29 protein-coding genes are annotated in these 24,740 nt (G+C 65.9%); 4 read left to right on the plus strand and 25 right to left on the minus strand.

Annotation, left to right across the window (positions count from 1 at the left end; translation table 11 throughout):
- The 16 genes from GSQ76_RS12665 to GSQ76_RS12740 all read right to left on the minus strand — a co-directional run.
- The coding region (locus GSQ76_RS12665; protein WP_335904899.1) for a nitrilase-related carbon-nitrogen hydrolase at nucleotides 1-480 on the minus strand (480 nt) is incomplete at its 3' end.
- Nucleotide 481: 1 nt separating this feature from the next.
- The gene (locus GSQ76_RS12670) at nucleotides 482-1,834 is read right to left on the minus strand and encodes a dihydroorotase family protein (RefSeq protein WP_254070384.1); all 1,353 of its coding nucleotides are present in this window, start codon (nucleotides 1,832-1,834) and stop codon (nucleotides 482-484) included.
- Nucleotides 1,835-1,899: 65 nt separating this feature from the next.
- Nucleotides 1,900-2,664 carry a tetratricopeptide repeat protein gene (locus GSQ76_RS12675; RefSeq protein ID WP_158744279.1) on the minus strand — a complete coding sequence of 255 codons (765 nt, stop codon included), beginning with the start codon at nucleotides 2,662-2,664 and terminating at the stop codon, nucleotides 1,900-1,902.
- A 20-nt stretch (nucleotides 2,665-2,684) separates the two neighbouring features.
- Entirely contained in the window at nucleotides 2,685-3,620 is a 936-nt protein-coding gene (locus GSQ76_RS12680; RefSeq protein WP_158744280.1) for a type II secretion system F family protein, read from the minus strand.
- Nucleotides 3,617-4,573: a type II secretion system F family protein gene (locus GSQ76_RS12685; protein WP_158744281.1), complete on the minus strand. Its 957-nt coding sequence runs from the start codon at nucleotides 4,571-4,573 to the stop codon at nucleotides 3,617-3,619. The genes GSQ76_RS12680 and GSQ76_RS12685 overlap by 4 nt, the downstream gene beginning before the upstream one ends.
- A gap of 26 nt (nucleotides 4,574-4,599) precedes the next feature.
- Complete coding sequence (locus GSQ76_RS12690) at nucleotides 4,600-5,958, minus strand: CpaF family protein (RefSeq protein ID WP_335904900.1); 1,359 nt, start codon at nucleotides 5,956-5,958, stop codon at nucleotides 4,600-4,602.
- Nucleotides 5,955-7,175 (minus strand): cellulose synthase operon protein YhjQ/BcsQ, encoded by a 1,221-nt coding sequence (locus GSQ76_RS12695; protein ID WP_158744282.1) that lies wholly within the window; start codon nucleotides 7,173-7,175, stop codon nucleotides 5,955-5,957. The genes GSQ76_RS12690 and GSQ76_RS12695 overlap by 4 nt, the downstream gene beginning before the upstream one ends.
- Nucleotides 7,175-7,393, minus strand: coding sequence for a hypothetical protein (locus GSQ76_RS12700; protein ID WP_158744283.1), 219 nt, complete (start codon nucleotides 7,391-7,393; stop codon nucleotides 7,175-7,177). The genes GSQ76_RS12695 and GSQ76_RS12700 overlap by 1 nt, the downstream gene beginning before the upstream one ends.
- Before the next feature lie 89 nt (nucleotides 7,394-7,482).
- Complete coding sequence (locus GSQ76_RS12705) at nucleotides 7,483-8,853, minus strand: type II and III secretion system protein family protein (protein WP_158744284.1); 1,371 nt, start codon at nucleotides 8,851-8,853, stop codon at nucleotides 7,483-7,485.
- Entirely contained in the window at nucleotides 8,853-9,710 is an 858-nt protein-coding gene (gene cpaB / locus GSQ76_RS12710; RefSeq protein WP_158744285.1) for a Flp pilus assembly protein CpaB, read from the minus strand. Before cpaB ends, GSQ76_RS12705 begins: the two co-directional genes overlap by 1 nt.
- 3 nt (nucleotides 9,711-9,713) lie before the next feature.
- Nucleotides 9,714-10,223: a prepilin peptidase gene (locus GSQ76_RS12715; protein WP_158744286.1), complete on the minus strand. Its 510-nt coding sequence runs from the start codon at nucleotides 10,221-10,223 to the stop codon at nucleotides 9,714-9,716.
- A gap of 63 nt (nucleotides 10,224-10,286) precedes the next feature.
- Nucleotides 10,287-10,469: a Flp family type IVb pilin gene (locus tag GSQ76_RS12720; RefSeq protein WP_158744400.1), complete on the minus strand. Its 183-nt coding sequence runs from the start codon at nucleotides 10,467-10,469 to the stop codon at nucleotides 10,287-10,289.
- Between the two features lie 142 nt (nucleotides 10,470-10,611).
- Nucleotides 10,612-11,340: a lytic transglycosylase domain-containing protein gene (locus GSQ76_RS12725; RefSeq protein ID WP_158744287.1), complete on the minus strand. Its 729-nt coding sequence runs from the start codon at nucleotides 11,338-11,340 to the stop codon at nucleotides 10,612-10,614.
- Between the two features lie 81 nt (nucleotides 11,341-11,421).
- Complete coding sequence (locus GSQ76_RS12730) at nucleotides 11,422-12,423, minus strand: enoyl-CoA hydratase/isomerase family protein (protein WP_254070385.1); 1,002 nt, start codon at nucleotides 12,421-12,423, stop codon at nucleotides 11,422-11,424.
- 12 nt (nucleotides 12,424-12,435) lie between these two features.
- Entirely contained in the window at nucleotides 12,436-12,882 is a 447-nt protein-coding gene (locus tag GSQ76_RS12735; protein WP_158744288.1) for a hypothetical protein, read from the minus strand.
- Between the two features lie 4 nt (nucleotides 12,883-12,886).
- On the minus strand, nucleotides 12,887-13,144 hold the full coding sequence (locus tag GSQ76_RS12740; RefSeq protein WP_158744289.1) for a hypothetical protein: 258 nt from the start codon (nucleotides 13,142-13,144) through the stop codon (nucleotides 12,887-12,889).
- A gap of 173 nt (nucleotides 13,145-13,317) precedes the next feature.
- Between GSQ76_RS12740 and GSQ76_RS12745 the strand changes: the two genes are divergently transcribed.
- From GSQ76_RS12745 to GSQ76_RS12755, 3 genes are all read left to right on the plus strand, one after another.
- Entirely contained in the window at nucleotides 13,318-14,367 is a 1,050-nt protein-coding gene (locus GSQ76_RS12745; protein ID WP_158744290.1) for an extracellular solute-binding protein, read from the plus strand.
- Nucleotides 14,352-15,464 (plus strand): ABC transporter permease, encoded by a 1,113-nt coding sequence (locus tag GSQ76_RS12750; protein ID WP_158744291.1) that lies wholly within the window; start codon nucleotides 14,352-14,354, stop codon nucleotides 15,462-15,464. Before GSQ76_RS12745 ends, GSQ76_RS12750 begins: the two co-directional genes overlap by 16 nt.
- 181 nt (nucleotides 15,465-15,645) lie before the next feature.
- The gene (locus GSQ76_RS12755) at nucleotides 15,646-16,272 is read left to right on the plus strand and encodes a glutathione S-transferase family protein (RefSeq protein ID WP_158744292.1); all 627 of its coding nucleotides are present in this window, start codon (nucleotides 15,646-15,648) and stop codon (nucleotides 16,270-16,272) included.
- Here GSQ76_RS12755 and thiL read toward each other — a convergent pair.
- From thiL to GSQ76_RS12800, 9 genes are read right to left on the minus strand one after another with little or no spacing between them, the layout of a single operon-like run.
- Nucleotides 16,269-17,195 carry a thiamine-phosphate kinase gene (thiL, locus tag GSQ76_RS12760; RefSeq protein ID WP_158744293.1) on the minus strand — a complete coding sequence of 309 codons (927 nt, stop codon included), beginning with the start codon at nucleotides 17,193-17,195 and terminating at the stop codon, nucleotides 16,269-16,271. The genes GSQ76_RS12755 and thiL overlap by 4 nt on opposite strands.
- 2 nt (nucleotides 17,196-17,197) lie before the next feature.
- Entirely contained in the window at nucleotides 17,198-17,698 is a 501-nt protein-coding gene (gene nusB / locus GSQ76_RS12765; RefSeq protein WP_158744294.1) for a transcription antitermination factor NusB, read from the minus strand.
- Nucleotides 17,698-18,180, minus strand: coding sequence for a 6,7-dimethyl-8-ribityllumazine synthase (ribH, locus tag GSQ76_RS12770; protein ID WP_158744295.1), 483 nt, complete (start codon nucleotides 18,178-18,180; stop codon nucleotides 17,698-17,700). The genes nusB and ribH overlap by 1 nt, the downstream gene beginning before the upstream one ends.
- Entirely contained in the window at nucleotides 18,177-19,292 is a 1,116-nt protein-coding gene (gene ribB, locus GSQ76_RS12775) for a 3,4-dihydroxy-2-butanone-4-phosphate synthase (RefSeq protein WP_158744296.1), read from the minus strand. The genes ribH and ribB overlap by 4 nt, the downstream gene beginning before the upstream one ends.
- Before the next feature lie 9 nt (nucleotides 19,293-19,301).
- Nucleotides 19,302-19,895 (minus strand): riboflavin synthase, encoded by a 594-nt coding sequence (locus GSQ76_RS12780; RefSeq protein ID WP_158744297.1) that lies wholly within the window; start codon nucleotides 19,893-19,895, stop codon nucleotides 19,302-19,304.
- Entirely contained in the window at nucleotides 19,895-20,989 is a 1,095-nt protein-coding gene (gene ribD, locus GSQ76_RS12785) for a bifunctional diaminohydroxyphosphoribosylaminopyrimidine deaminase/5-amino-6-(5-phosphoribosylamino)uracil reductase RibD (RefSeq protein ID WP_158744298.1), read from the minus strand. Before ribD ends, GSQ76_RS12780 begins: the two co-directional genes overlap by 1 nt.
- 6 nt (nucleotides 20,990-20,995) lie before the next feature.
- Nucleotides 20,996-21,451, minus strand: a complete 456-nt coding sequence (nrdR, locus tag GSQ76_RS12790) for a transcriptional regulator NrdR (RefSeq protein ID WP_158744299.1) — start codon at nucleotides 21,449-21,451, stop codon at nucleotides 20,996-20,998.
- 31 nt (nucleotides 21,452-21,482) lie between these two features.
- A complete protein-coding gene (gene glyA / locus GSQ76_RS12795) occupies nucleotides 21,483-22,778 on the minus strand; it encodes a serine hydroxymethyltransferase (protein WP_158744300.1) in 1,296 nt (431 codons plus the stop codon).
- Nucleotides 22,779-22,835: 57 nt separating this feature from the next.
- Nucleotides 22,836-23,573 carry a dienelactone hydrolase family protein gene (locus tag GSQ76_RS12800; protein WP_158744301.1) on the minus strand — a complete coding sequence of 246 codons (738 nt, stop codon included), beginning with the start codon at nucleotides 23,571-23,573 and terminating at the stop codon, nucleotides 22,836-22,838.
- Nucleotides 23,574-23,708: 135 nt separating this feature from the next.
- Here GSQ76_RS12800 and hemB point away from each other — a divergent pair, with 135 nt between their 5' ends.
- Nucleotides 23,709-24,701, plus strand: a complete 993-nt coding sequence (gene hemB, locus GSQ76_RS12805; protein ID WP_158744302.1) for a porphobilinogen synthase — start codon at nucleotides 23,709-23,711, stop codon at nucleotides 24,699-24,701.
- Nucleotides 24,702-24,740 lie beyond the last annotated feature (39 nt).

A 24,740-nucleotide genomic window follows, 5' to 3' on the forward strand; every position in this document is an offset into this window, starting at 1 on the left:
CGAGGCGCCGGCACGCCAGACGGGAAAGCCCTTGTCGCCGTAGGTGAAGTAACGCTTCTCCAACTGATGGAACCGCTCCCCCGCCCGCGGCTCGACCGAACCCGGGAGGTGCACCTTGCGGTAGGTGCCGATGGTTTTGCCCTCGGGCGACACCAGGATGGCGGTGTTGAACAGCGCCCCCGGGGTTTGTTCCGCGTAGCCGATGGTGAAGGCGACGCGCAGGTCGCGGGCGCGGTCGAACAGGGTTTGCACCGCTGGGTTGGGCATCGCGGACTCGGTGAACGCAGCAAGCTCGGACGGGCTCAGCAGCCAGCGCGGAAAGAAGGTGGTGAAGGCGAGTTCGGGGAACACAACCAGCTTGGCGCCTTGCTTGGCCGACTGCTCCAGCAGGGTGATGATGCGGTCTAGCGTGTGGACGCGGGTATCGTCACGCTGGATGGGGCCCATTTGGGCAGCGGCGACGGCAATCTTGCGTGCCATGCTAGGCAGCTCCTCGTTTCACGAATTGTCCGGTGCCGGGCTTGGCCAGCACGTTGGTTCCATCCCACACCACTTTCCCACGCAAGATTGTGGCGGCGACACGGGCGCAGATGGCGCGGCCCTGGTACGGGGACCAGCGGAGTTCCGGTCGGTCCTGGATCTCCGCCTCCTCGAAGGTGAATTGGCCGGGCTGCATAACCACGAAATCCGCGTCCTTGCCGATCGAAATGGCGCCCTTGCGGCCGTCCAGCCCGTGATGTTGCGCTGGGCGTTCGGCGCAGTAGGTGGCCATCAGGGTCAAGGGCAGGCCGCGTTCTTCCAGCAGGGTGAACATCAACGGGGCGAAACTCTGCAGCCCCGTCAACCCGGCGCCGCATGCGAAGATGTCGGCGAAGTCCTTACGGTCCACCGGCCAGGGCGCGTGGTCGGTGGAGATGTAGCCCACCTTCCCCGCCACTAGCGCCTCCCACATCCGCTCCACCTCGGCCGCGGTGCGGAAGGGCGGGTTGCATTTGCCGCGGCCGCCGAGGCGCACCAGGTCCTCCTCGGTCATGCAGAGGTATTGGATGCACGCCTCGCCGGTGGCCTTCGCCCCCATGGCGCGGAAGGACTCGGCGATGGTGAAGCCGCGCGCGACGGAGGAATGGGCGATGTGGACGTGGGCGCCGGTTTCCAGCCCGATCTCGAAGATCTCGTTATCCGCCATCGTCTCCGCCAAGGGCGGGCGGGTGCGGCAATGCATGATGGCGTCCGTCTGCCCAGCAGCCCGGGCCTCTGCGGTCAGCCGCTCCACCAACTCCTGGTCCTCGTTATGGATGGAAACGGGGATGCCGGTGGTGGCAATCGCGGCGAAGGCTTCCACCATGGTGGGGTGGTCGATGCGGGGGAAGCGCACGGCGTCGTATTCGTAGGTGGACAGCTTGAACGAGCAGACGCCGCCCTGGGCAAGGCCCGGGATTTCACCGACGCCGCCCTGCTTCGTGATGGTGCCGTACAGGCCCATGTCGACATGGGCGGTGCGGTTCACCCAGCCGATCTTGTCGGCCAGGATGTCGGCGTTGGTGACAGCACGCGGCACGTCGTAGGGCATGTCGACGCAGGTGGTGACGCCACCCGCCGCGGCGGACCGGGTCGCGTTCTCGATCCCGGACCAGCCGAGCGACGAACTGGTGTGCATATGGCCGTCGACCAGGCCGGGGAAGACGCAATTCTCGCCATAATCCAGCACCCGCGCCGCATTGGGCGCCGGCCCCGTGCCGATGGCGGCGATGCGCTCGCCATCGATGGCGATCCAGCCATTTTTCGTGATGTCACCCGACGTCACGATCGTGCCGCGGACCAGACTGTCGTGCATGGGCTCTCCTTCGTTGCCCATCGTAAGCCCCCGAGGGAGGCTGGGCAACGAGGAGAGGGCTTTGGCTAGGGAGCCGGCGCGGCGACCGGGCCGGTGCTGGTGTTCAGCGCGGCATAGCCGGCCATGGCGATCGGCATTTGTTCCGGTGACAGATCCGGCTTCAGCAGCGAGGCAGCGCCGGCCTGGTCACCCGACATAGCCAATGCGGTGGCCAGGTCGTGGCGCACGCGCCGCGGGGCGCTGGGGCTCGCTGCGAGGGGCCGCAGCACCTCCACGCCCTGTGCCGCATTGCCACCAAGTGCCATCGACAGTCCGAGGTTGACGCGGGCTGCATCCAGTTCCGGCGATTCTTCCAAGGCCTTCTGATACGCCACCTGCGCCTCGGAATGCTTCTCCTGCATATCCAGCGAGATGCCGAGATTGGTGAGCGCGCGGGGATCGCGGGGCGAACTGGCCAGCACGCGCCGGAACGCTGCCTCCGCATCTGGGGCGCGGCCGCTGAGCAGGAGCACCCGGCCGAGACCGAATTGCGCCCCGGTGGAGGAGGATGACACGCGCAGGGCCCGGCGGAAGCTGCCCTCCGCCTGCGCCATCTCACCCATCTCGGTCAGCGCCTGGCCCTCGATGAGCAAGGCGCCCAGATCATCACGGTTGATGGCAAGCTGGCGACGGGCAACGGACAACGCGGCCTCTGGCGCGCCACCGGCCAGGGCGGCGGCGCCGACCTGCAGGCTGGGCGGCCTGTTGACGAATGATTTGGTCGACCCGGCGCAGCCGTTGAGCAGCATGGCCGAGGGTAGCAGCAAGGCAAGAAGCGGAAGCGCACGCATTTTGCGAAACTCCATTGAACCTAGTGACCGTGCAGCGACGCCATGACCTTCAGCGCCGCCGGACCACCCACCACTGCAAATACCGTCGGAAGTATGAACACAATCATAGGAACGGTGAGCAAAACCGGCAGACGGGCCGCTCTTTCTTCGAAACGAGTCAGCGCCTCGGTCCGCATTTCGGAGGACAGGGTGCGCAGCGCCTGCGAGAGTGGCGTGCCGTATTGCATGGTCTGCACCAACGTGGCGCCCAGCCGCTTCAGGCTGTCCAGCCCGGTGCGGTTGCCCATGTTCTGCAGTGCCACGCGACGGTCCGAGATGATGCGCAGCTCGCTTGCAGTCTGCCGCATCTCCTCCGCGACCGCGGGGTGGGCGTGACCGATCTCCGCGGCGACGCGGGTGATGGCGGGTTCCAGGCCCAGGCCTGCCTCGGAACAAATCACCATCATGTCCAGCGCGTCGGGCAGGCCGCGATCCAGCTTTTGCAAAAAGCTCTTGCGCATGGACTTCACGATATAGTCGGGTGCGAGCAGGCCGAGGATGGCTGCAACGCCGGTGCCGCCGTTATGCGTCACCGTTGAAAAGTGCATATAGCCCAGTCCGAACCAGGCCATGACCGGGAACCCCACCAGCATCAGCAACTTGCTGCCGACGAACAGGCCCAGACCGTTGCCACCGCGGAACCCCGCGGCCATCAACGTCTGCTCCAACTCGGTGACCGTCTTGTCCGACAGGAGGCCGCTGCGCGCGAGCGCCGTGCCGATCATCGCGATATAGCGAAAGGGGCCGCCATTGCCGGCTGCGCGGGGCCGGGTGGAGCGCGCCATGCCGGCCGCAAGCTGCATCTGTGCCACGCGATTGGCCATCTTCTCCTGCGCCTCGACCGCACGGAGCAGCAGCAGTGCTCCCAGGCCGCAGAGCAGTGATACGCCGCCCGCAGCCATCATCAGTGGCGTCATGACAGGCTCTTTCGGATCATGTAGCGCATCGTCACCATTCCAAGTCCTAGCCAGAGTACTGCGCAGCCGAACAATGTCTGCCCCGGCCCCTCGCGCATCAATTCCCCAATGTAGTCCGGGTTGAGCACGGCGAGCGCACCGGCGGCGAAGACCGGAAGCACGGTCAACACCGCGGCACTGGTTCGCGCCTCGGACGCAAGGGCGTAACCGCGGGATTTCAGTGCCACGCGCTTGCGCACCACATCGGCCAGATTCTCCAACGTCTCCGTCAACCCGCCGCCAGTCTGGCTCTGCAGCGCAAGGGCGGTGGCGAAGAAGCGATATTCCGGCAGCCGGTTGCGCGCGGCCATCTCCCGCAGCGCGTCCTCGATTGGCGTGCCGATGCTAACCTGGTCGTAAAGACGTCCGAATTCGACTGATGTCGGCGCCTCCGCATCCTGCGCCACCGCGCGCAATGCCTCGGACACGGGGATACCGACCCGCACGCCGCGGACGATCGTCGCAAGCGCATCCGGGAATTGGCGATAGAGCGTGGCGGCCCGCTTGTTATCGTTGCCTTTATAGACCGACCGCGTGACCAGTAGCGCGACCACCGGGACCAGCAGCCAGGACAGCGGCCCCAATAGGCCGTGCAGCAGCCATTGGACGGCCCAGCCAGGAATGACCGAGACTGGCATGACCAGGATAGGCTTCAGCGGATATGGGTCCCGCCGGATGGGGTCCATGCCGATGAAGCTTTTGACGCTTCGCAGGAGCGAGGCGGTTGGCAGGGCGACGGACAGGCGAGCGATGCCGACCGCGGCCTCCTGACTCGGCTGGTAGGGCGTGACGATTTTGACCCGACGCTCGCGCAACTGCCGGGCGCGTTGGTCGGCATACAGCACCAGCACCCCGGCGGTGGAGAAGCCGACGAGCACGACACTCGCGATCATCAGCAGGCTTGTCATATTCATCGCAACCTCCCGATCTTAGGCCTGTCCTACGACCGGCCAGCCTCTTCCAACGACGACGCCCATACCTTATCGAGGCCGAAATAGGCGAGCCGTTCGTTGAATGACGGGCGCGCGCGGCTGACGCGGTAGACGCCCTGCAGGCGGCCGTCTTGCCCCTCGCCCGTCATCTCGAAGGCAAAGATGTCGTTCAGGATCACCACGTCACCCTCCAGCCCGCAGACTTCCGTCACCTGGATCAAACGGCGGCCGCCGTCGCGCTGGCGTTCCACCTGCACGATGATGTCCACGGCACCGACGATCTGTTGCCGGATCGACTTCGAGGGCAGACCGAAATTGCCCATCTGCACCATGTTCTCGATACGCGTGATGGCGTCGCGGGCGGTGTTGGCGTGGATGGTCGACATGCTGCCGTCATGGCCGGTGTTCATGGCCTGCAACATGTCGAACGCCTCGCCGCCACGAACCTCGCCGACGATGATGCGGTCGGGGCGCATACGCAGGGCGTTTCGCACCAGATCGCGCTGCGTGATCTCGCCCCTGCCCTCCAGCGATGGCGGCCGCGTTTCCATGCGCACCACGTGCGGCTGCTGCAACTGCAATTCCGCCGCGTCTTCGACTGTGATCACACGCTCGGAGGCGTCGATCAACTGGCTGACGGCGTTGAGCAAGGTGGTCTTGCCGGAGCCGGTGCCGCCACTGATGATGATGTTCAACCGGCAGCGGCCAGCGATTTCCAGAATGCGCGCCACCGGTGCCGTCATCGAGCCGTATTCGACCAACCGGGCGAAGTCGATCCGCTTCTTACTGAACTTCCGGATGGAGATGTAGGGGCCGTCCAGCGCCAACGGCGGGAACACGATGTTGACGCGGCTGCCGTCCTTGAGGCGGGCATCCGCCATCGGGCTGCTTTCGTCCACGCGCCGGCCGACATCGGCAGCGATACGCTGGCAGATATTGGCGACGTGCGAGGCGTCGCGGAACTTCACGTTCGACAGATACACGCGGCCGGCGCGTTCGACGAAGACCTTGTCCGGGCCGTTGACCATGATGTCGGCCACGGTCTCGTCTTCCAGCAACGGCTCCAGCGGGCCCAGACCGAGCATGTCGTTAACCAACTCGGCCGCGAGTTGGCGCTGTTCGCGTCCGTTGAGCTGGATACGTTTATCGGTCGCGATGTCGGCCAACAACCGCTCCACCTCGATGGCGAGGCGGTCGGAGGCCATGCCGGCGATGGAGACCGGGTCCAGCCGGGTGAGGCAGAGCTGGCGCAGTTCCGCCAACGGTGCGGCGGCCCGAACGCCGGGTGTGGCCTCGACCACGACGGGGGTCGCGGCGATCGGCGCTGGCGGCAGGTCTGCCGCGGTGCGGCGGCCGAATGCGCTCACCGGCGAGACCAAGGCATGCGCCGCGTCCTCTTCATCGGCGCAACGGTCGGCGCGAACGCCACCTCCTTTGCCAGATCGAAGATACCGGTGCGGAAGCCGCTACGCTGCTTGACGGCTGGCTCACCCATATTTTCCGCCGCCCCCAGCACACGCGGAAGATCGGGGATCGTGACATCGACGGTCATGCGCATGGCTTCCTCCACCTGGCGCTTTGTGAGGCCGCCGGGCATCCCGTTGCGGTTCAGCACCAGCACGGCACGCCGGGCCTGTGCCGTGCCGGACGGCAGGGCGAGCATGCGCAAGGCGTCGCGAACATTGGCCAGCGTCGGCAGCATCACCAGGACGCGCTGCTGCGTCAGGTCCAGCAGGTCGCGTGACAGCAGGCTGCTGCCGAACGGCACATCGGCGACTACGAAGTTGAACCGGCGGCGCATCAGTGCCGCCAACCGCTCCGCCGCGCCTGGGGCGCAACCGGGCTGTTCCGACAGGGCTTCCTCGCCGGCCATGATGTGCAGGCGGTCGCCAAGGGGCATGGCGGCGCGTTCGACGAACAGTTCGTCCACCCGGCCGGGCTGTTCCAATGCGGAGCGTAGGCCTGGGCCCGATTGCGCGCCCAGCAGCATGGCGGCCGTGCCGGTCTGCAGGTTGGCATCCAGCAATGCCGTGTGGCGGCGGCCGATATCGGCCAGGTGCCAGGCCAGGTTTGCCGCGATCGTTGTGGCGCCTGCCCCGCCGCGCACGCCGGTCACCGTGACCATGCGGCCGCCGAGCGCGGCATTGGATGGCGCCTGATGCGTGATCTGGGCGCCGAAATGGCGGGCGACCATTTCCGACACCAGCGGCTTGTAGAGATACTCGGTGGCACCGAGCGTGCGGGTGACCTGGCGATAGAATGCCACGTCCTGCCGCTCGCCCACGATCATCACCTGCACATCCGGCTCCAGCACGTGGCTGAGGTCGGCGAGCAGGCCGAGCGGCTGTGATTCCCCGGTGATATCGATCACCAGGGAGCGCGGGGTGGACATCTGCGCCAGTGCCGTCAGCGCAGTACGAACGTTGCCGCGGCGGATTTCGAACCCGGCCGGCAGCGCCTGCGTCAAGCCTTCCCGCAGAACCGTCTCGCTGTCGCTGTCGGCAATGAAGGCGAGAAAGGGCATCCGGTCGGAACGCGACGTCGCTTCCGGCGGAGTCGGCGTAAGCGTTGTACCACCATCCATTATTGCGTGCTCGCTGCTGAGGCTTGTCCGCCAGTGCTGATCGAAATCGGAGATACCTTCGAGATCGACGCATCCGGCAGCTGATACGTCTTGCCCAAGCGATAGCGACCGACGGCATTCGCGACCACCTGGCCATCGGCGCGGCCATCCGCGACGCCCGTCACCAGATCCTGAGGATCGGCGATCATGGCGCGGAGGTTGGCATCGTTCGAGCCCACGGGCTGCCAAGTGCCTGGCCGCTCGTGAGGATCGCCACCCCACGCGCAGCCAACGGCTGGGAGCAGGATCGCGAGGCATAGGAGGCGCCTCATTGAACGATGAACCCGGCGTCGCCAGGAACCGTCTGGCGGATTGCGACATTCTGCGCCGTGCCATGCGCCTTCTGGCGCAGCAGCAGGATGCGCTCCAGGTCATTCGGCGGCTTCCAGCCGGCATCCGGCGTGCTGAGTGCGTCTGGGCTGCTGGCGGGTTGCACCAGATACGGGGTCACCAAGATCACCAACTCCGTCTCATTGCGTTGAAAGCTGTCGGACCGGAACAGGGCGCCCAGAATGGGCACGTCGCCCAGCCAAGGCACGCCATCCGTAGTCAGCCGCGTCGAGTCCTGCATCAGGCCGGCGATGGCGAAGCTCTGCCCGCTGCCCAGTTCGACGGTCGTGTCGGCACGTCGCACCTGAAGGGCCGGGATCTGCACCGTGTTGTTGCCGGAACCGAGCGTGATGGCGCCCTGGTTGGTCAACTCGCTGACTTCGGGGCGGACATGCAGGCTGATGCGGCCGGAGGTGAGAACCGTCGGCACGAAGGCGAGGCTGACACCATACTGCTTGAACTCGATCGAGATACTGTCGCCGAACTGTGCAATCGGGATGGGGAATTCACCGCCCACCAGAAAGCTCGCTGCTTCGCCGCTCATCGCGGTGATGTTCGGTTCGGCTAGCACGTGAACCAGTTGGTCCTGCGCCAGGGCGTCGATCACCGTGTTGACGTCAACCGACTTGCCGAAGTTGAAGCCAGTCGACAACGTACTGGTTGCCGCAGTGACCAGCGCGGTCGCCGTGCTGAACTGCGTGATACCGTAGCGCGCGCCGATATTCGCCATCGCCTGCCAGTTCACACCCAATTCCCGGGTGATGTTGCGCGACATCTCCACGACGCGAACGCGCAGGTTCACCTGCACGGCGCCATTCACCGTGGTGCGGTTGTCCAGCTTCTGGGTGTCGGAGGTGAGGTTGGCGCGGCCGATGGTCTGCGCACGCTCCGCGTCCATCGGCGTGCGAGCCGCGCCATTGATCACCAGACCGTTGTTGCGGACGCCCGCGGTCATGCTGTTGCCCGGCATGGACGCGTTCATCTGCCCGTTGGTTGCCGAAGCGGAATAGCCGCTAGGGCCAACGGTGACGTCGAACTGCGCGATCGGCTGGCCACCGGCCGACATGGCCGCGACCGTGGTGTGGCCCGTGGCGACGCCGAATAGAAACAGGCTGGTTGGGCTGGCAGGACGTACCTCCACCACTTTCGGGTCCGCTGCGAACACGCTGGCAGCGGGTGCAGTCAGGGTGACGACGCGGCCGGACCCGGCCTCGATCATCATGGACTGCCCCGGTAGATTTGGTGGGGGCCGGCGGGCTGCGGTGCAGGCAAGCACCAGCACCAGCAGAAAGGTTGCGCGTTTGAACATTAGAACCGGAACTCCTTTCCGTCGGATGCACCCTGGAACAGGCGCACCATGGAACCGCCATCTTTGGCGGTTGGGGGCGTAGGCCGGCCCAAAGCCGGCGAAACATCGCCGCCCCAGGTCGTTTGAACCACGGCGGACTGGGCCGCCTGGACTGTTTCGGTGCTATCGGCCGAGCGTACGGCAAGCGAAAGCTTGCCCAGCCGGTTGGCCACCGCGATCCGCTCCGCCTGGGAGGTCGTGACCTCCAGCGTGACGGTGCGGCCGCCACCATTGTTCTCGGTTGGCGCCACGCCACGCGCCAGCAACTGATCGATGGCGATCACGCGCACATCCGCCAGAACCGTTTCGGCAGCAACGCGGCGGGCGGGCGGCAGCGCCGGATCGTCCAGCGTCTGCGTCAGGATGAGGTCGACATGGTCGCCGGGCCAGATGAGACCGGCGCTGCCACTGACATTATCGACACCGACGGTAGCAGCCCGCATATTCGGGCCCAGCACCGCGGCGAGAAAGCCATGGTCGCCGGGGCGCATGACATCGGACGCCAGGACCGGCTCACCCGGGCCCAAGCTACGGCGCAGCATGGCGCCCGTCAGGCCAGCGCGGATCACGGGGGAGTCCTCCTGCGCAGTAGGTGGCGCATTAGGAAGGTCGGCCTGGATGACGTCCTCCGGCTTCAGCAGAGTGCCAGCACGCAATTGCGCGGCAGCTGCCAGCACAAGATGCTTCACCGGTGGTGGGGGTGCATCTGCGACGGCGCTCGGGGGCGCCGGCGGCGGCCGCGTGGACAACCATGCAACGGTGCCGAAGCCACCAAGGCCCAGCGCCATCAATCCGAAGACGGCGAAACGGAGCAGCATCGGTTAGCCCCCAAGTAGAACGAAGGTTGCACCAGCGGCGATTGCCGTGGCGTAGGGCAGCGGGCCACGCCGCTGCAGCCGGCGCTGCTCAACGCGAAGGTAGCGCCGCAAATAGGTTGCCGGCCGCTGCGGAGCGGGCGGTGGAGCGAAATGGGCCAGCACGGCGTAGCCCAGGGCCAGCGCGCCACCCGCCAAGCAGGAGGCCAGAACGAAGCCCAGCACCGCGGCGGGTGATACCAGCAGGGCACCCGCGCCAAACAGCTTGACATCGGCACCGCCGAGCCAGCCACGGCGCCAGCACAGCGCGGCGATGGAGAAAACGAGAAACGCGGCAAACAACCCCATTGGCAGCGTGCCGTCATCCAGCCTTAGGGCCAGCCCAAGAATGGCAATGGCGGCCGGGACGCGATTGGGCACCAGGCGCATCGCCCAGTCCTGCAAACACGCAACGCCAAATAGGGCGAGGCCTGCGGAGAGCAACAGCAATTGGACGGTCGAAAACGGCTCGGCCATGGTTTTGTCCTAGGCAAGAGTGGGCTACCGACACGGGCAAACGCATCGGCAGCCCATGTCGCTTTAGCGAGTGGTAACCAGCTTGGTGCTCACCGAATTAAACACGGTCGACAGATTGGTCCCCAGCGTGGTCACGGCGGTGATGATCACTACGGCGATCAGCGCGGCAATCAGGCCGTATTCCAGGGCGGTCACCGCGCGACGATCGGCCTTCAGTGCCAGCCAAGCCTTCATGTACTCGATCATATCCTGCATCCTTGTTTCCTGGCGCAGCCCCGGGAAGTCGGAGCGCCCACACACTCGTTTGTTCCGGCATTTTTGCCGGCAGAGGCTGCGCCGTCGGTGGCGGCCATGGGCAGGAGTTAATCAGCAAAAGTTGACTGAAATATTAAAGCCGCGACGCTGACGGTGTAATGACGACAGGAAGCCGCAAACCACCGCTACGCAGCGCCGTCGGCCGCATGACGCGAGGGGCTGCAGCCGCGTAATCGGTGATGCTGGCAGTGGCATTCGGCATGGCGGCGGCGGCATAGGCCTGCGGGACGATCACCCGCACTAGGGCTGCGACCTGCGACATCGGCGGTGCGGGCATGCTGGCGCCACCATGCCAGGACGCCACGACCTGTCGCATATACGGGATGCCTAGCGAGGGATCGGCGGAATGGTAGCGGCCGACCGCGTCTTCCCATCCTGTCGCGATCCCACGGAGATCACGTAGAAAAGCACCTGCCGCGCGGGCGTTTATGCCGGGGTCGAAGGCTGCCTCCAGGCTGGCGAAGGCGCCCGGGTGATACATGAGATTGACCTGGAAACAGCCGACGTCGATCGACCGGATCCCCCGGGCCTGAAGCGACCGAACCAGGCCGATCGCCTCGGCAGCGGAACTGAGGTAGTAGCCCTGTCCGGCTGCATTGACCGACCAAGGCCAGGGCGCCACGCGGCCATCTGCGCCGCGGCGGCCACTTTCGATGCGGCCAATCGCGACGAGAAGATCGGCCGGCAGCCCATCCGCCTGCTCCGCGTCATGGCCTGCCGACTCGCATTCGTTTGCGAATGCGGGTGGTGCCAGAAGCAGAAGTGCCAGGAGAAGTAACAGACGGGATGCAGCACGTTTCACCCCGGTAGGGTGACGCCTAAGCGTTAGTAAATGCCGAACGAGTCGGTAACGTTTACCCTCGGTCGACCCGGTGAGATGCGGTTAAGCGAACATTGCATCAATCGCTGCGGGATCCACGGCTTCGATACTGGGCGCCGACCAGCGTGGCTTGCGATCCTTATCGACCACCATGGCGCGCACACCCTCGGCAAAATCTGGGTGAGCGGTGGCATGCCGGGTAAGCGCCAGCTCCGCCGCCAAACATTGCGGCAGCGTACGCCCTGCCCCGGCACGCACGATTTTGAACGTCCACAGCACGGCGCTGGGTGACATGCTGCGCAAGGTCGCCAGCGTATCGCGTGACCAGTCGGTCTGTTCGGCGGAGAGGTTGGTGATGATGGCAGCCACGCTGTCGGCACCGAAGCACCGATCGATCGCGTCCATCTGGGCGGCAATCTGGGCGTCGAACGGGCGCTGGATGGCTGCCAAGGCCGACACGCCATGCGCCGCGAGCCCGGCCGGCAGGGCGGCAATGGTCTCCCGATCGGTGAAATGGGTCGCAAGCCCGGCATACGTAGCGTCCGGCCCCAACAGGCGCACACCAGTCAGCGCCATATACATCCCGATATGCCCACGCAGGCGCGGCAGGATAAAGGTTGCGCCGATGTCCGGGAATAACGCGATGCCCGTCTCCGGCATCGCGAACATGGCGGCTTCCGACACGACCCGCACGGTGCCATGCACCGACACGCCAATGCCGCCGCCCATGCAAATGCCGTCCACCAGGGCGATGAACGGCTTCGGATAACACGCGATCGCCTGGTTGACCTCGTATTCCTCAGCAAAGAATGCCGCGATGTCATCGTGTCGTTCGGCTAGCGCCATATCCCGCACCGCGCGAATGTCACCACCAGCACAGAAGGCACGACCGCCTGCCCCCTCGATGACGACGGCATGCACCGAGGGGTCATCCCGCCACTCGTCGAGGGCGGCGGCGATGCCGTGGATCATGCTGTGATCCAGCGCATTCAACACACGGGGGCGGTTCAGCAGGATGAACCCGGCGCGTCCTTCGCGCCGGGTCAGCACCATCGGTTCGGTCAAGGCACGCCCCGCTTATTTGTTGGTCACAAACTTAGCGAGGAGAGCAGCGACTGTCATGCCCAGTAGGCTTTGGCGACCCGCCTTGCGGAACAGCATCTGGCTGAGGGGAGCGAGCATTGCCGTCAACGCAAGGGTTTGACGCATGGCGGCGAGCGATTGATCACGCAAAATCTTCGCCTCCTCCTCCACCACGTCGGGCGAGCTGGACATGGCCATCAGCCCGCATATCAGGACGATCACCACATCGAACCCCAGCACCGCCACCGCGCCCCAAATCGGGGTTAGCAAAGCCGGCACCAGAGCGATGTAGGCAACGAAGTGCAGCATCACCAACACGGCGACCAGGAACACGACCGCAACCGCACCCCAAACGGCCCGCATGGCCTGGCGCCGTAGAAGGCGCTTGAGGCGGAAAATCTCCGCCTGGGCGGCGGCGCGCCCCAGATCGACCGTGCGCATCGGCCTAGCGGACGAAGCGGCCGAGAACGTATCCGACGACGCCTGCCAGTGCGATTGCGATCAACGGGCGATCACGCACCTGACCGGCAACGGTGTCGGCCTGTTCCTTTGTGTAGTCGCTCGCCTGCCTGGTAACCTGGCTGGCCCGGTCGACGTAGCCGGACACGGCTGGCCCAACGCGGTCTTCCATCAGCTGATTGACCTGCTTACGCAGCGCGGTGATCTGGGCCTGGGCATCGTCGGCGGAGAATGACATGGCCATGGTAAGCACTCCTGGTGTTGTAAACGGGGGGTGGCGCCAGAACGCGGTTCTGTGATCGGGGTTGCCAGTTGGATCGGGTATTTCGCCCCGCGACGACGCCTTGGCGGGATTGCTAGAACCGCCTGTGCGACGTTAGGTTCTGTTACACCCTCCTGGCCAGGACTGACCGCCTGATGACGTCTCGCATGCTGTTGGCCACCACGCTGTGCGGGGTTTCACTCTGCCTGTCTGCCGTCGCACCGTGCCTTGCCCGCGATTTGATGGTGGTTGGCCGCGGCGGCTCTCTGCAGCAGGCGCAAGAAGATGCGTATTTCAGGCCTTTCACCGCGGCGACGAAGATCCCGCTTTCCCTCCGATCCTGGCATGGCGGGTTGGCGCCTTTGCGTGACAAGACCGAACAGGGCTCCGCCGACTGGGACCTGGTGCAGGTAAACGCTGCCGAATTGCTGGTGGGGTGTGATGAAGGTCTGTTCGACAAGCTGAATTGGGCGGCGCTCGGCAACCGGGACAAATATGTGCCACCGCAGGCCGCCACCGATTGCGGCGCTGGAACCGCGTTGACGAACACGGTGCTGGTTTGGGACCGCGACAAATTTCAGACCACCCCGACCTGGTCGGATTTCTGGGATGTGGCGCGCTACCCCGGCAAGCGAGGCCTGCGCCGCGATGCGCGGACCAACCTTGAAATCGCATTGATGGCGGATGGCGTGGCGCCGGGTGAGGTCTACCGCGTGCTACGCACGGATGACGGCGTGGACCGGGCGTTTCGCAAGCTGGACCAGATCAAGCCGTATCTGGTGTGGTGGACGCCCGACGCGCCGGCGGGCCAGGTGCTGGGCGCTGGCGAGGTGCTATTTTCGACCGCCGACAGCGTGTCCGTCGCCTTGGCGAACCGGGTGGCCGGCCGGCATTACGGTGTGCAATGGACCGGCAGCCTATACACCATTCGATCCTGGGCGATGATGAAGGGCACCCCAAACGCTGCGGATGCCGCCAAGCTGTTGACCTCGATGGCCGACCCGATCCGCCAGGCTAATCTGGCCAGCACCGTCCCCGTCGGCCCCGTGGTCAAGGGCGCGAACGAGTTGCTGCCGCCGGACATGGCCGCCGCCTCCCCCACCCTGCCCGCCAACCTGGCCAACGCCCTGCAGGTGGACGAGGCGTTCTGGCGCGACAATGGCGACAAGCTACGACAGCGCTTCGATACGTGGCTGGCGCACTAGACACGGCCAACCCCACACGCCCCGGCGCCGTGTTGACCGAGGCACCGGGCGTGCTGGCAATCACCGGCCGATTGGACATTACAGGGACGGCGCAGCTATGGGCGTCGGCCATGCGGATCGCCCGGTCCTCGCAGGGGCAGACGCTGGTGATCGACCTGTCCGGCCTCACGGCGGTGGATACGGCGGGTGCAGCCCTGGTGGCGGCCACCATGACCCGGCATGGCGATGCGGCGTTGCGGGGTGCAGGTGCAGATGTGGCTGCGATGGTGGCGCAAGCCGCGGCGGCGCCAGCGCCGAAGGCGGTCCGGCCGCCGCCCTGGACCTATCTCGGCGTCATGCGCGCCACGATGCATCACATGGCCGATGCGCTGGCGTTCCTGGGGGAAGGCCTGGTCGCGCTCGTGACAGTACGACGACGGCGGCGGCAGTTCCGGCTTGCCGATTTGATGCGGCTGGCGGATGAGGCCGGGTGGCGCGCGCTGCCTCTGGTGCTGCTGCTGGGTTACCTGATGGGCCTGATCCTGGCGTTCCAATCCTCCATTCCGCTGCGTCGATTCGGGGCGGATCTGTTCGTCGTCAACCTGGTCGGCCTGTCGCTGCTGCGGGAGTTGGGCCCGCTGCTGGCGGCGGTGGTGCTGGCGGGACGCACTGGATCCGCCTTCGCAGCCGAACTCGGCACCATGAAGGTGAACGAGGAATTGGCCGCGCTGGAAACCATGGGCCTGTCGCCCGTCACCATGCTGGTGCTGCCCCGGCTGGCCGCCGCGGTACTGGTGATGCCCGTGCTGACGCTGTTCCTGGAACTGGCCGGGCTATGCGGCATGCTGACGGTGATGTTGGGCTTCGGCTACTCCCCGGCAGCAGTGTCGACGCAATTGCTGCGCGCGGTGCATGGGCATGATCTATGGAGCGGCCTGTTCAAGGCGCTGGTGTTCGGCGTGGCTGTGGCCGGGATCGGATGCCGCGCCGGGCTGGCCACCGGCTTCGGTCCACGCGCGGTGGGCCAGGCGGCGACCGCGGCGGTGGTGGGCGGGATCGTGATGACGATCGTGCTGGATGGCGTGTTTGCGGTCGTGTTCTTCCGGCTGGGGGTCTGAGTCAGGCGGAGCCGAAGCGATCGAGATAGGCGCAGAACATGTCGGCCATCGCCTCAGAATAGGCATCCATGGCGTTCGGCGAGGATTTGGAACTATCGATGCGGCTCTAGGGCTGCGCCGAGGCTAGCGGCGTGGCCACTCGAGGCCCTATGACCGAGGCAACTTACGCGAAAGAGTTCTCATGCTTCGGATCTGGGGCCGCGCCAACTCGGTGAACGTGCAGAAGGTTTTATGGTGCTGTGAGGAGTTGGGCCTGCCGTTCGAACGCATCGATGCCGGCATGCAGTATGGGCGCAACCAGGATGACGACTATCTGGCAATGAACCCAAATGGCCGCGTGCCCACGATCGAGGATGATGGTTTCCGGCTGTGGGAGAGCAACTCGATCATCCGCTACCTTGCCCTGCAATACGCGCCAGCGCACCCGATCTACCCGGCGGCCCCGCGCGAACGGGCAGGAATGGAGCGGTGGCTGGACTGGGTGCTAACGACGCTGCAGCCCGCCGAACGGCCAGTGTTCTGGGGCTACGTGCGCACCGATCCGGCCGACCGCAACGCAGCCGCCCTGGCCGATGCTACGGAGAAGGCCGGGATGCTGTGGGCGTTGCTGGACCGGCATCTGCAGGGGCGACGCTATTTGGAAGCGGAGTGCTTCACCTTGGCCGATCTGGTGATGGCCACCTATGCCAGGCGGTGGTTCGGCATTCCCGAGATCGTACGGCCTGCGATGCCGGATCTGGAGCGCTGGTATGCAGCGATGCAGTCTCGTCCAGGCTTCCAGAAAGTCGTGGCGCCGCCGCTGAGCTAAGCGAAATGGCTCCAACCGCGTGTGGCGATGTCCAGGGTCTGCCCTTGCTCGCCCAGTACGATCACGCCCTCGCCGGGTTGAAACCGGCCGATACGGGTGGCGCGGATGCCAGGCGGTCGCACGCCGGGGGGTGCGGCCAGGAGCAACTCGTAGTCGTCGCCGCCGATCCACGCCTTTTCCCGCCATGCCACGCCGGCCGCGATCGCTTGGGGGGAGAGCGGGATCTGCGATGCTTCCACCGTCGCGGCCAAGCCACTAGCGCGGCAGATATGGCCGAGATCCTGGAACAATCCGTCCGATACATCCATCGCAGCGTGCGCCCAACCTACGAGCGGCAGGCCAAGCCGCGGTGTGGGGCAGTCGTAGCGACCTTTCAGATACCCATCCGGGTCCGCCAACTCGCCTCGGGCGGCGTGTAAGCCCAACACGCCGTCGCCGATCGTGCCAGTAACCCAGACATCATCGCCGGGCTGCGCCCCGGACCGCAGGATGGCGCCGCCAGGTGCCACGTGGCCGATGGCGGTCAGCGACAGGGTCAACGGCCCAGGTGTTTCCGTCGTGTCGCCGCCTAGGAGGCTGATCGCGAAAGTTTCCTGGTCCTGCTTCAGCCCGGCCGCAAATCCGGTGAACCAATCATCCCCCAGAGAGCGTGGCACCGAGATCGTGATCAGGTAGCCGAGCGGCGTCGCACCCATCGCCGCCAGATCCGACAAGTTCACCCGCAGCAATTTGCGCGCGATCAGACCCGGTGCGGTAGCGGGGAGGAAATGCACCCCCTCCACCATCGCATCGGCGGTCACCACCAACTCCCGTCCGGGCGGCGGGGCGAAGACGGCGGCATCATCGGTGAGGTCCAGCGAACCAGGGCCAGCGATGGGGCGGAAGTGCCTGGCGATACGGGAAAACTCGGGTGGTAGCACCACGACTAGGCGGCCGGGTTGCCCACGACCTGAAACTCAGCCCCGCGCAGGGTCCGGGCCATATGGTCGAGCAGCCCGTTTACCATGCGCGGCTCGTCGCCGGTGAAGAAGCCATGCGCCACGTCCAGATACTCGTTCAGCACGACGCGGGCGGGTGGGCCGTCGGACATCCCGAGTTCCGCCCCGGCCGCGCGCAGCAGGGCGCGGAGCACTGGGTCCAACCGGGTGAACGGCCATTCCGCGGGCAGCGCGTCGGCCACCAGCTTATCCAGCATATCCTGCTCTTGCACGGCGCGGCGGACGATTCGGCTGAACAGCTTCACGTCCGCATCCGGCACCCGACCCTCTTCAAACCCACCGGAGCCCGGTATTTCGCCCAGGCGATGGCGGATGAACTGGTCGACGATCGTCTCAACCGTCTCACCACTCTGTTCCGACTGGAACAGCGCCTGGACGGCAGCGACGCGGCTGGCGGTACGGGGACGGCCTTTGACGGGTTTACCCATCAGACGGCGCCCAGTTGGCGCGCGGCGATGACTTGGCGCAGGGCAGCGACCGCGGCCTCCGCACCCTTGTTATGGCCATCCGGACCAGATCGGGCAGTGGCCTGGGCCAGCGTGTCCACCGTCAGCAGTCCGGTGCCCAGCGCCAAGCCGTATTGCAGCGCCACGTCCATCATGCCGGTCATCGTGGCAGCGCAGATGAAGTCGTAATGGTCTGTTTCTCCACGAACCACGCAGCCGAGCGCGATGAATCCGTCGAACTTTTCCGTCCCACGCAAGGCGATGCGGATTGCCTGAGGCAGTTCGAAGGCGCCGGCAACGTCCAAGACCAAGTGGCTGGCCTGTGCCTCCTCCAGGATGCGGATGGCCGCAGTGGTCATGCCGTCCACCACATCCTTGTAATACGGCGCTCGGACCAGAAGCATCCGAGCCGGCGCGCCAGGCACCGCCGGGGCGGTGGGTAGCGGAGCGTCAAGCGTGCTCATTCGTCGATCGACCGCTGGCTGACGATGTTCAGCCCGTAAGCCTCCAACCCGATCACCGTGCGATGGGTGTTCGAGATGAGCACCATATCCTTCACCCCGAGATCGACCAGGATCTGCGCGCCCACGCCATAATCGCGCAGCGAATTCACCGGCCGCGGGCTGGTGCCCATTTTCTTTACCCGGTCGGACAGCGACGTGCTGATTGCTTCGCGGATCAGGACGATGACACCCCGGCCCTCCTCAGCGATCATCTGCATGGCGCCGTGCAACTCGTTGGCATGCGGGCCGCCGAGCATGTCGCCCAGCAAATCCACCGCATGAACGCGGACCAGCGGCGGACCGCCCTCCGACAAATTGCCTTTATACAGAACCAGATGTTCCGCATATTCAACGGTGTTGGCGTAGACGATCAGCTTCCAATCGCCGCCCTCGGCATGCAGCGTCGCACCCTCCGTCACCCGGCGGACCAGACGCTCGGTCCGGCGGCGATGGGCGATCAGGTCTGCGATGGTGCCGAGCTTCAGATTATGGTGCTGGGCGAAGGTCACCAAGTCCGGCAGGCGGGCCATGGAGCCGTCGTCGTTCATCACCTCGCAGATCACACCCGCCGGGTTCAGACCGGCGAGGCGAGCGATGTCGACCGCCGCCTCCGTATGGCCGGCGCGGATCAATGAGCCGCCTTCCCGCGCCATCAGCGGAAACACGTGACCCGGCGTGGTGATGTGATCGCGACCCAGTTCCGGGTTGATCGCCACCGCCACCGTGTGCGCCCGGTCGTGGGCGGAAATGCCAGTGGTCACCCCTTCCCGCGCCTCAATCGAGACGGTGAAAGCGGTTTGGTGTCGGGTGCCATTCGCCTGCGCCATCAGCGGCAGGCCGAGTTGCTCGACACGCGCCCGGGTCATGGCCAGGCAAATCAGCCCGCGGGCGTAGCGGGCCATGAAGTTGATCGCGTCGGGCGTCGCGAATTGGGCGGGGATGACCAGGTCGCCCTCGTTCTCCCTGTCCTCGTCATCGACCAGGATGAAGATGCGCCCGGCCCGGGCTTCCTCGATGATGTCTTCGGCGCTGCTGATGTAGTCGTGCAGCGAGGCGCGCTTCAATTCGCTCATGCGGAGTTCCTACGCCGTCTCGGCCAGGCGCGCCACGTAGCGGGCGAGCGTGTCGATTTCGATGTTAACAGGCATCCCCGGCTGCAACCCACCCATATCCGTATGGTCAAGCGTGTGCGGGATGATGTTCACGCCGAACATGTCACCCTCTACCTCGTTGACCGTGAGGGATATGCCGTTCAACGCGACACTCCCCTTGGGCGCGATAAAACGCGCCAGAGCCTTCGGCACCCGGACGCGAAACCGGGTCGAACCATTTTCCGGCGTGCGGGACACGACCTCGCCAACGCCATCTACATGGCCGGACACGATGTGGCCGCCTAGTTCGTCGCCGACCCGCAGCGCGCGCTCCAGGTTGATGCGGCTGCCGACTTGCCAGTCGCCGAGCGTGGTGTGCGCCAATGTTTCCGCCGAAGCGTCGACTGCGAACCAATCCGGCCCAAGCGCCACCGCGGTGAGGCAGCAGCCGGAGCAAGCGATGGATGCGCCGATGGCCGGCGGGTCGGACCAAGCCTGTTCCACCACCAGGCGCATGTCCTGCCCGGCGGCGATCGGGGTGACGCTGCGAACACGGCCGACGGCGCTGATAATGCCGGTGAACATCAGGCGGCGCGCGAAAATTCGGTGAGCATGTCGTCTCCTACCGCGCGGATGCTGGTTCGGGTGAAGCGGGGCATGGCGGACAGGTCGGTGACGCCAAAGGCTTGGGCTGCGGGCCAGCCATCGCCGCCCATGATGCCCGGTGCGTGGAACCAGGCGATGCGGTCGACCAGGCCATCGCGCAGCAGTCCGGCGGCGATCTGCGCACCGCCCTCGACCAACACGCGCGTCAACCCGGCAGCACCGAGGGCCTGCAGCCCGGCGGCGAGGTCCACCCCACGCTCGCCACCGGCGACGCTCAACATGCGGACCCCCGCAGTGGAAAATGCCTCCTGCCGGTCGGCCGGTACGCCGCCGCGATGGATGATCCAGGTTGGGTCGGTCGTGGCGGTGGCAATCAGTCGTGCCGTCAACCGGGTGCGGAGGTGGCTGTCCACCACCACGCGCACGACGGGCGTGCTGCGGAAACCGACGATGCGACAGGTGAGCGAGGGGTTATCTGCAGCCACCGTGCCGACCCCGACAAGGACCGCATCGTGCTGCCCGCGCAGGGCGTGGGCGGCGGCACGGGCCGACGCACCGGTGATCCACTGACTTTCGCCACTGCGCGTCGCGATCTTGCCGTCGAGCGTCGTGGCCAGCTTCAGCGTGACCAATGGGCGGCCGTGCTGCACGCGGCACAGAAACCCGGCCTGCATCTCGTCGGCCTGGGCGGTGAGCACCCCGGTCACCACCTCGATCCCGGCGGCGCGCAAACGGGCGATGCCGGCGCCATCGACGCGGGGGTCAGGGTCATTCCCGGCGATCACCACGCGGGCGACGCCAGCGGCGACTAGCGCCTCGGTGCAGGGCGGGGTTTGGCCGGTGTGATTGCACGGCTCCAGCGTGACGTATGCGTCGGCCCCGCGGGCTGCCTCGCCTGCCATCGCCAGCGCTTGAGTTTCCGCGTGGGGGCGGCCGCCGGGCTGGGTGACACCGCGACCGACCACCTGCCCGTATTGCACGATGACGCAACCGACGGACGGGTTCGGCCAGGTGTTACCGAGCCCACGCCGGGCTAGAGCCAGCGCGGCGCGCATGTGCGAGGGGTCGACCATGAAATGCTATGTAGGTTCCTCAAGTGAGCCGAGGAAGGCCTCGAAATCCTTTGCCTCGCGGAAGTTGCGGTAGACGCTGGCAAAACGGACGTAGGCGACCGCATCCACCTCCTTCAGCGTCTCCATCACCATTTCGCCCACCTGCTTGGAAGGAATGTCGTTTTCGCCGGAGGCTTCGAGCTGACGGACGATGCCGGTGATGATCCGCTCGATCCGCTCGTCGCTGACCGGGCGCTTGCGTAGGGCAATGCGGACGGACCGGGCCAGCTTGTCCCGGTCGAATGCAACGCGGCGGTTGTCGGACTTCACCACCGTCAGTTCGCGAAGCTGCACCCGCTCCACCGTGGTGAAGCGCTGGCCGCAACCGATGCAGAAGCGCCGGCGGCGGATGGCCGCGGAATCCTCGGTGGGACGGCTGTCCTTCACCTGGGTGTCGTCATGGCCGCAAAACGGGCACCTCACGCATCGTCTCCCGTCAGCAGGAACTGCATGCTCAGTAGATGGGGAAGCGTGCGCACAATTCCCGTACTCTTGCAGCAACAGCCGCTTCGGTCGCCTCGTTGGCGCCGTCGTTGGAGTGGGACAAGCCCTCGAGCACCTGGTTGATCATCTCGCCCACCTGCCGGAACTCGGCGGCGCCGAAACCCCTCGTGGTGGCGGCAGGGCTTCCCAGGCGAATGCCGCTGGTCACGGCGGGCTTGGCCGGGTCGAACGGGATGGCGTTCTTGTTGGCGGTGATCAGCGCCCGTTCCAGGCTGGCCTCGGCCGCCTTGCCCGTGGTGTTCTTCGGCCGCAAATCCACCAGCACTAGGTGGCAGTCGGTGCCGCCGGTCACGATGTCGCAGCCCAGCTCCTTCAACGTCTCACCCAGGATGCGAGCATTCTCCAATACCGCCTTCTGATAGCTGCGGAATTCCGGGCGCAATGCCTCGCCAAACGCGGCAGCCTTGCCGGCGATGACGTGCATCAGCGGGCCGCCTTGCAGGCCGGGGAACACCGCGGAGTTGATCTTCTTCGCCAGATCCTCGTCATTGGTGAGGATCATGCCGCCGCGCGGGCCGCGAAGCGTCTTGTGCGTCGTGGTGGTGACCACATGAGCGTGCGGGAACGGCGAGGGATACAGCCCGGTCGCCACCAGCCCGGCATAGTGCGCCATATCGACCAGGAAGATCGCACCGACTTCGTCCGCCACCTTGCGAATGCGCGGGAAGTCGATCGCGCGCGGATAGGCGGAGCCGCCGGCAATGATCATGCGCGGCTTCTCGGTCCGGGCCAGACGCTCCAACTCCTCGTAGTCGAGCAGGCCGTCGTCCTTACGCACCCCGTACTGGATGGCGTTGAACCACTTGCCGGAGAGGTTTGGCGCGGCGCCGTGGGTGAGATGGCCACCGGCCGCCAGGCTCATGCCCAGGATGGTATCGCCGGGCTTCACCGTGGCAAGGAACACCGCCTGGTTCGCCTGTGCGCCGGAATGCGGCTGCACGTTGGCGAAGCCGCAGCCGAACAACTGCTTGGCGCGGTCGATGGCCAGCGTTTCCGCCACGTCCACTTCGACGCATCCACCATAGTAGCGACGGCCGGGATAGCCCTCGGCGTATTTGTTGGTGAGGACCGAGCCCTGCGCCTCCATCACGGCGGCAGACACGATGTTCTCGCTGGCAATCAGCTCGATCCCGTCTTGCTGGCGCACCAATTCGGCACGCAGCACCGCGGCAAGCGCCGGGTCGGTTTCGGCGAGCGGGGCGGTGAAGAAACGGCGCAGCGAGGTGGCCGGGGTCTGTTCGGTCATGGCGGAGTCTCACGAAGGACAAATGTTGGTATCACGCCCAAGGGTTCCGAGGATACCTTAAGGCAATCCGGCGATGAAGGCGGACACGCGGCGCCCAGCGTCCTCGCGCGCGGCGCTATTGACGCTGGCGCTGCTGATGCCGCCGACTGGGGTGAGCAGGCCATGCTTGCCTTTGACGATCTTGGTCCTCCCCGGCGCCTCGGGCACATCGAACTCATGGTGCGCACCCGCGTAGGTGACCAGGGTGACTTTGCCGGGCAGCTTATCGGCCAGGGCATGACAGGCGGCGACGGCGGCCGAGTTCTCCTCTGGCTCGCCCATCAGGATCATCAGCGGAGCGGCCGGGGCCCAATCCTTGGTTTCTGCCAAACCGCGACAGATCGGGTAAAAGGCAATGAGGCCGCGGATCAGCCCGGCGGGAAGGTCAGGCGAGGCGCGCCCGGCGTTGAGCACGGTATTGCCACCATCCGACCAGCCCATCAGCACCAGCCCACCCGGTGGCGTGCCGGGTCGATCGGCCAGCCAACGCAGAGCCGTGAGCGCGTCGTGACGCCGCACGCCCGCCGGCGTGACCAGCCGCGTGCGAGCCGAGCATTGCGAACCGAGACCGCGGGAGCCGAAGCTGTCGGGGAGAAGCACGGCGTGACCGGCGGCGGCAAGTTGCCGGGCCCAGCTATCGTCGCGTGCCGGGGCGGGTCCGCTGCAGCCATGCAATGCCACGATTGCAGCCCCGCGCGCCCTGCCCTGGGCGGCAAACAGGTCTGCATTCAGCATGATGCCCTCGGGTCCAGGCACACGAACAGCCTCCGCTCGCGCAAAAACGGGCAGCAAGAGCATTAATAGGACGATAAAACGCATGGGCGACACCGTATCATTGCGCGAACGAGGCTCGCTCTACCCGGCGCGGCCCGCTGGGTCTACGGTTCTTCCATGAGCATCGGTCGCTATCCCACCACCCGCCTGCGCCGCAATCGCCGCGACGGTTGGACCCGCCGCCTGGTTGCCGAAACCCATTTATCGGTGGACGACCTGATTTGGCCGATCTTCCTGATTGAGGGTGAGCATCAAACGACCGAAGTGGAGTCGATGCCTGGCGTGCAGCGCGTCACGCTGGACCGGCTCGCCGGGCATGTGCGCCAGGCGGCCGATCTGGGCATTCCCGCGATTGCCCTTTTCCCCAACATCCCGGTCGAGTGGAAGGATGCCGAGGGGAGCGAGGCCGGCAACCCGGACAGCCTTATGTGCCGGGCCGCCAGACTGCTGAAGAAAGAATATCCAGATATCGGCCTCGTCGGCGACGTGGCGCTGGATTGCTACACCAGCCACGGCCATGACGGGGTGCTTCGCGACGGCTACGTTCACAACGACGACAGCATCAAGGTGCTGACAACCCAGGCGCTGAACCAAGCCCAAGCCGGGATCGACGTGATTGCCCCGTCCGACATGATGGATGGGCGCATCGCCGCCATCCGGTCGCGGTTGGATGAAGCCGGGCTGATCGACACGCGGATCATGAGCTATGCCGCCAAGTACGCCAGCGCGTTCTACGGCCCGTTCCGCGATGCAGTGGGCACCGGCGGCGCGCTGAAGGGTGACAAGAAAACCTACCAGATGGACCCGGCCAACTCCGACGAAGCCCTACGCGAGGTTGAGCAGGATCTGGCGGAGGGCGCGGACATGGTGATGGTCAAACCCGGCATGCCCTATCTGGACGTGGTACGCCGGGTGCATGACCGGTTCGGCGTGCCGACCTTCGCCTATCAGGTATCGGGCGAATACGCGATGATCGCCGGAGCGGCAGAACGCGGCTGGATCGATGGCGACCGCGCCATGATGGAAAGCCTGACGGCGTTTAAACGGGCGGGCGCTGCGGGGGTGTTGACGTATTTCGCCGTCGCCGCCGCCAAGATACTGCGCAGATAGAAAGAACTGCGCCCTCCCCCGTGGGAGAGGGCGCGATCT

Origin of the sequence: Acidisphaera sp. L21, assembly GCF_009765685.1 — a bacterium.
Taxonomy (GTDB): domain Bacteria; phylum Pseudomonadota; class Alphaproteobacteria; order Acetobacterales; family Acetobacteraceae; genus LMUY01.

What these genes read in the sequence shown, in the direction of transcription:
- GSQ76_RS12695 (WP_158744282.1), bottom strand. Translation starts at nt 7,175, where the DNA reads ATGGATGGTGGTACAACGCTTACGCCGACTCCGCCGGAAGCGACGTCG.
- GSQ76_RS12755 (WP_158744292.1), top strand. Translation starts at nt 15,646, where the DNA reads ATGCTTCGGATCTGGGGCCGCGCCAACTCGGTGAACGTGCAGAAGGTT.
- GSQ76_RS12705 (WP_158744284.1), bottom strand. Translation starts at nt 8,853, where the DNA reads ATGTTCAAACGCGCAACCTTTCTGCTGGTGCTGGTGCTTGCCTGCACC.
- GSQ76_RS12735 (WP_158744288.1), bottom strand. Translation starts at nt 12,882, where the DNA reads ATGCGCACGGTCGATCTGGGGCGCGCCGCCGCCCAGGCGGAGATTTTC.
- GSQ76_RS12685 (WP_158744281.1), bottom strand. Translation starts at nt 4,573, where the DNA reads ATGAATATGACAAGCCTGCTGATGATCGCGAGTGTCGTGCTCGTCGGC.
- GSQ76_RS12675 (WP_158744279.1), bottom strand. Translation starts at nt 2,664, where the DNA reads ATGCGTGCGCTTCCGCTTCTTGCCTTGCTGCTACCCTCGGCCATGCTG.
- GSQ76_RS12680 (WP_158744280.1), bottom strand. Translation starts at nt 3,620, where the DNA reads ATGACGCCACTGATGATGGCTGCGGGCGGCGTATCACTGCTCTGCGGC.
- GSQ76_RS12740 (WP_158744289.1), bottom strand. Translation starts at nt 13,144, where the DNA reads ATGGCCATGTCATTCTCCGCCGACGATGCCCAGGCCCAGATCACCGCG.
- GSQ76_RS12780 (WP_158744297.1), bottom strand. Translation starts at nt 19,895, where the DNA reads ATGTTCACCGGCATTATCAGCGCCGTCGGCCGTGTTCGCAGCGTCACC.
- ribD (WP_158744298.1), bottom strand. Translation starts at nt 20,989, where the DNA reads ATGGTCGACCCCTCGCACATGCGCGCCGCGCTGGCTCTAGCCCGGCGT.
- hemB (WP_158744302.1), top strand. Translation starts at nt 23,709, where the DNA reads ATGAGCATCGGTCGCTATCCCACCACCCGCCTGCGCCGCAATCGCCGC.
- GSQ76_RS12720 (WP_158744400.1), bottom strand. Translation starts at nt 10,469, where the DNA reads ATGATCGAGTACATGAAGGCTTGGCTGGCACTGAAGGCCGATCGTCGC.
- GSQ76_RS12715 (WP_158744286.1), bottom strand. Translation starts at nt 10,223, where the DNA reads ATGGCCGAGCCGTTTTCGACCGTCCAATTGCTGTTGCTCTCCGCAGGC.
- GSQ76_RS12670 (WP_254070384.1), bottom strand. Translation starts at nt 1,834, where the DNA reads ATGCACGACAGTCTGGTCCGCGGCACGATCGTGACGTCGGGTGACATC.
- cpaB (WP_158744285.1), bottom strand. Translation starts at nt 9,710, where the DNA reads ATGCTGCTCCGTTTCGCCGTCTTCGGATTGATGGCGCTGGGCCTTGGT.
- glyA (WP_158744300.1), bottom strand. Translation starts at nt 22,778, where the DNA reads ATGACCGAACAGACCCCGGCCACCTCGCTGCGCCGTTTCTTCACCGCC.
- GSQ76_RS12745 (WP_158744290.1), top strand. Translation starts at nt 13,318, where the DNA reads ATGACGTCTCGCATGCTGTTGGCCACCACGCTGTGCGGGGTTTCACTC.
- ribB (WP_158744296.1), bottom strand. Translation starts at nt 19,292, where the DNA reads ATGAGCGAATTGAAGCGCGCCTCGCTGCACGACTACATCAGCAGCGCC.
- ribH (WP_158744295.1), bottom strand. Translation starts at nt 18,180, where the DNA reads ATGAGCACGCTTGACGCTCCGCTACCCACCGCCCCGGCGGTGCCTGGC.
- nusB (WP_158744294.1), bottom strand. Translation starts at nt 17,698, where the DNA reads ATGGGTAAACCCGTCAAAGGCCGTCCCCGTACCGCCAGCCGCGTCGCT.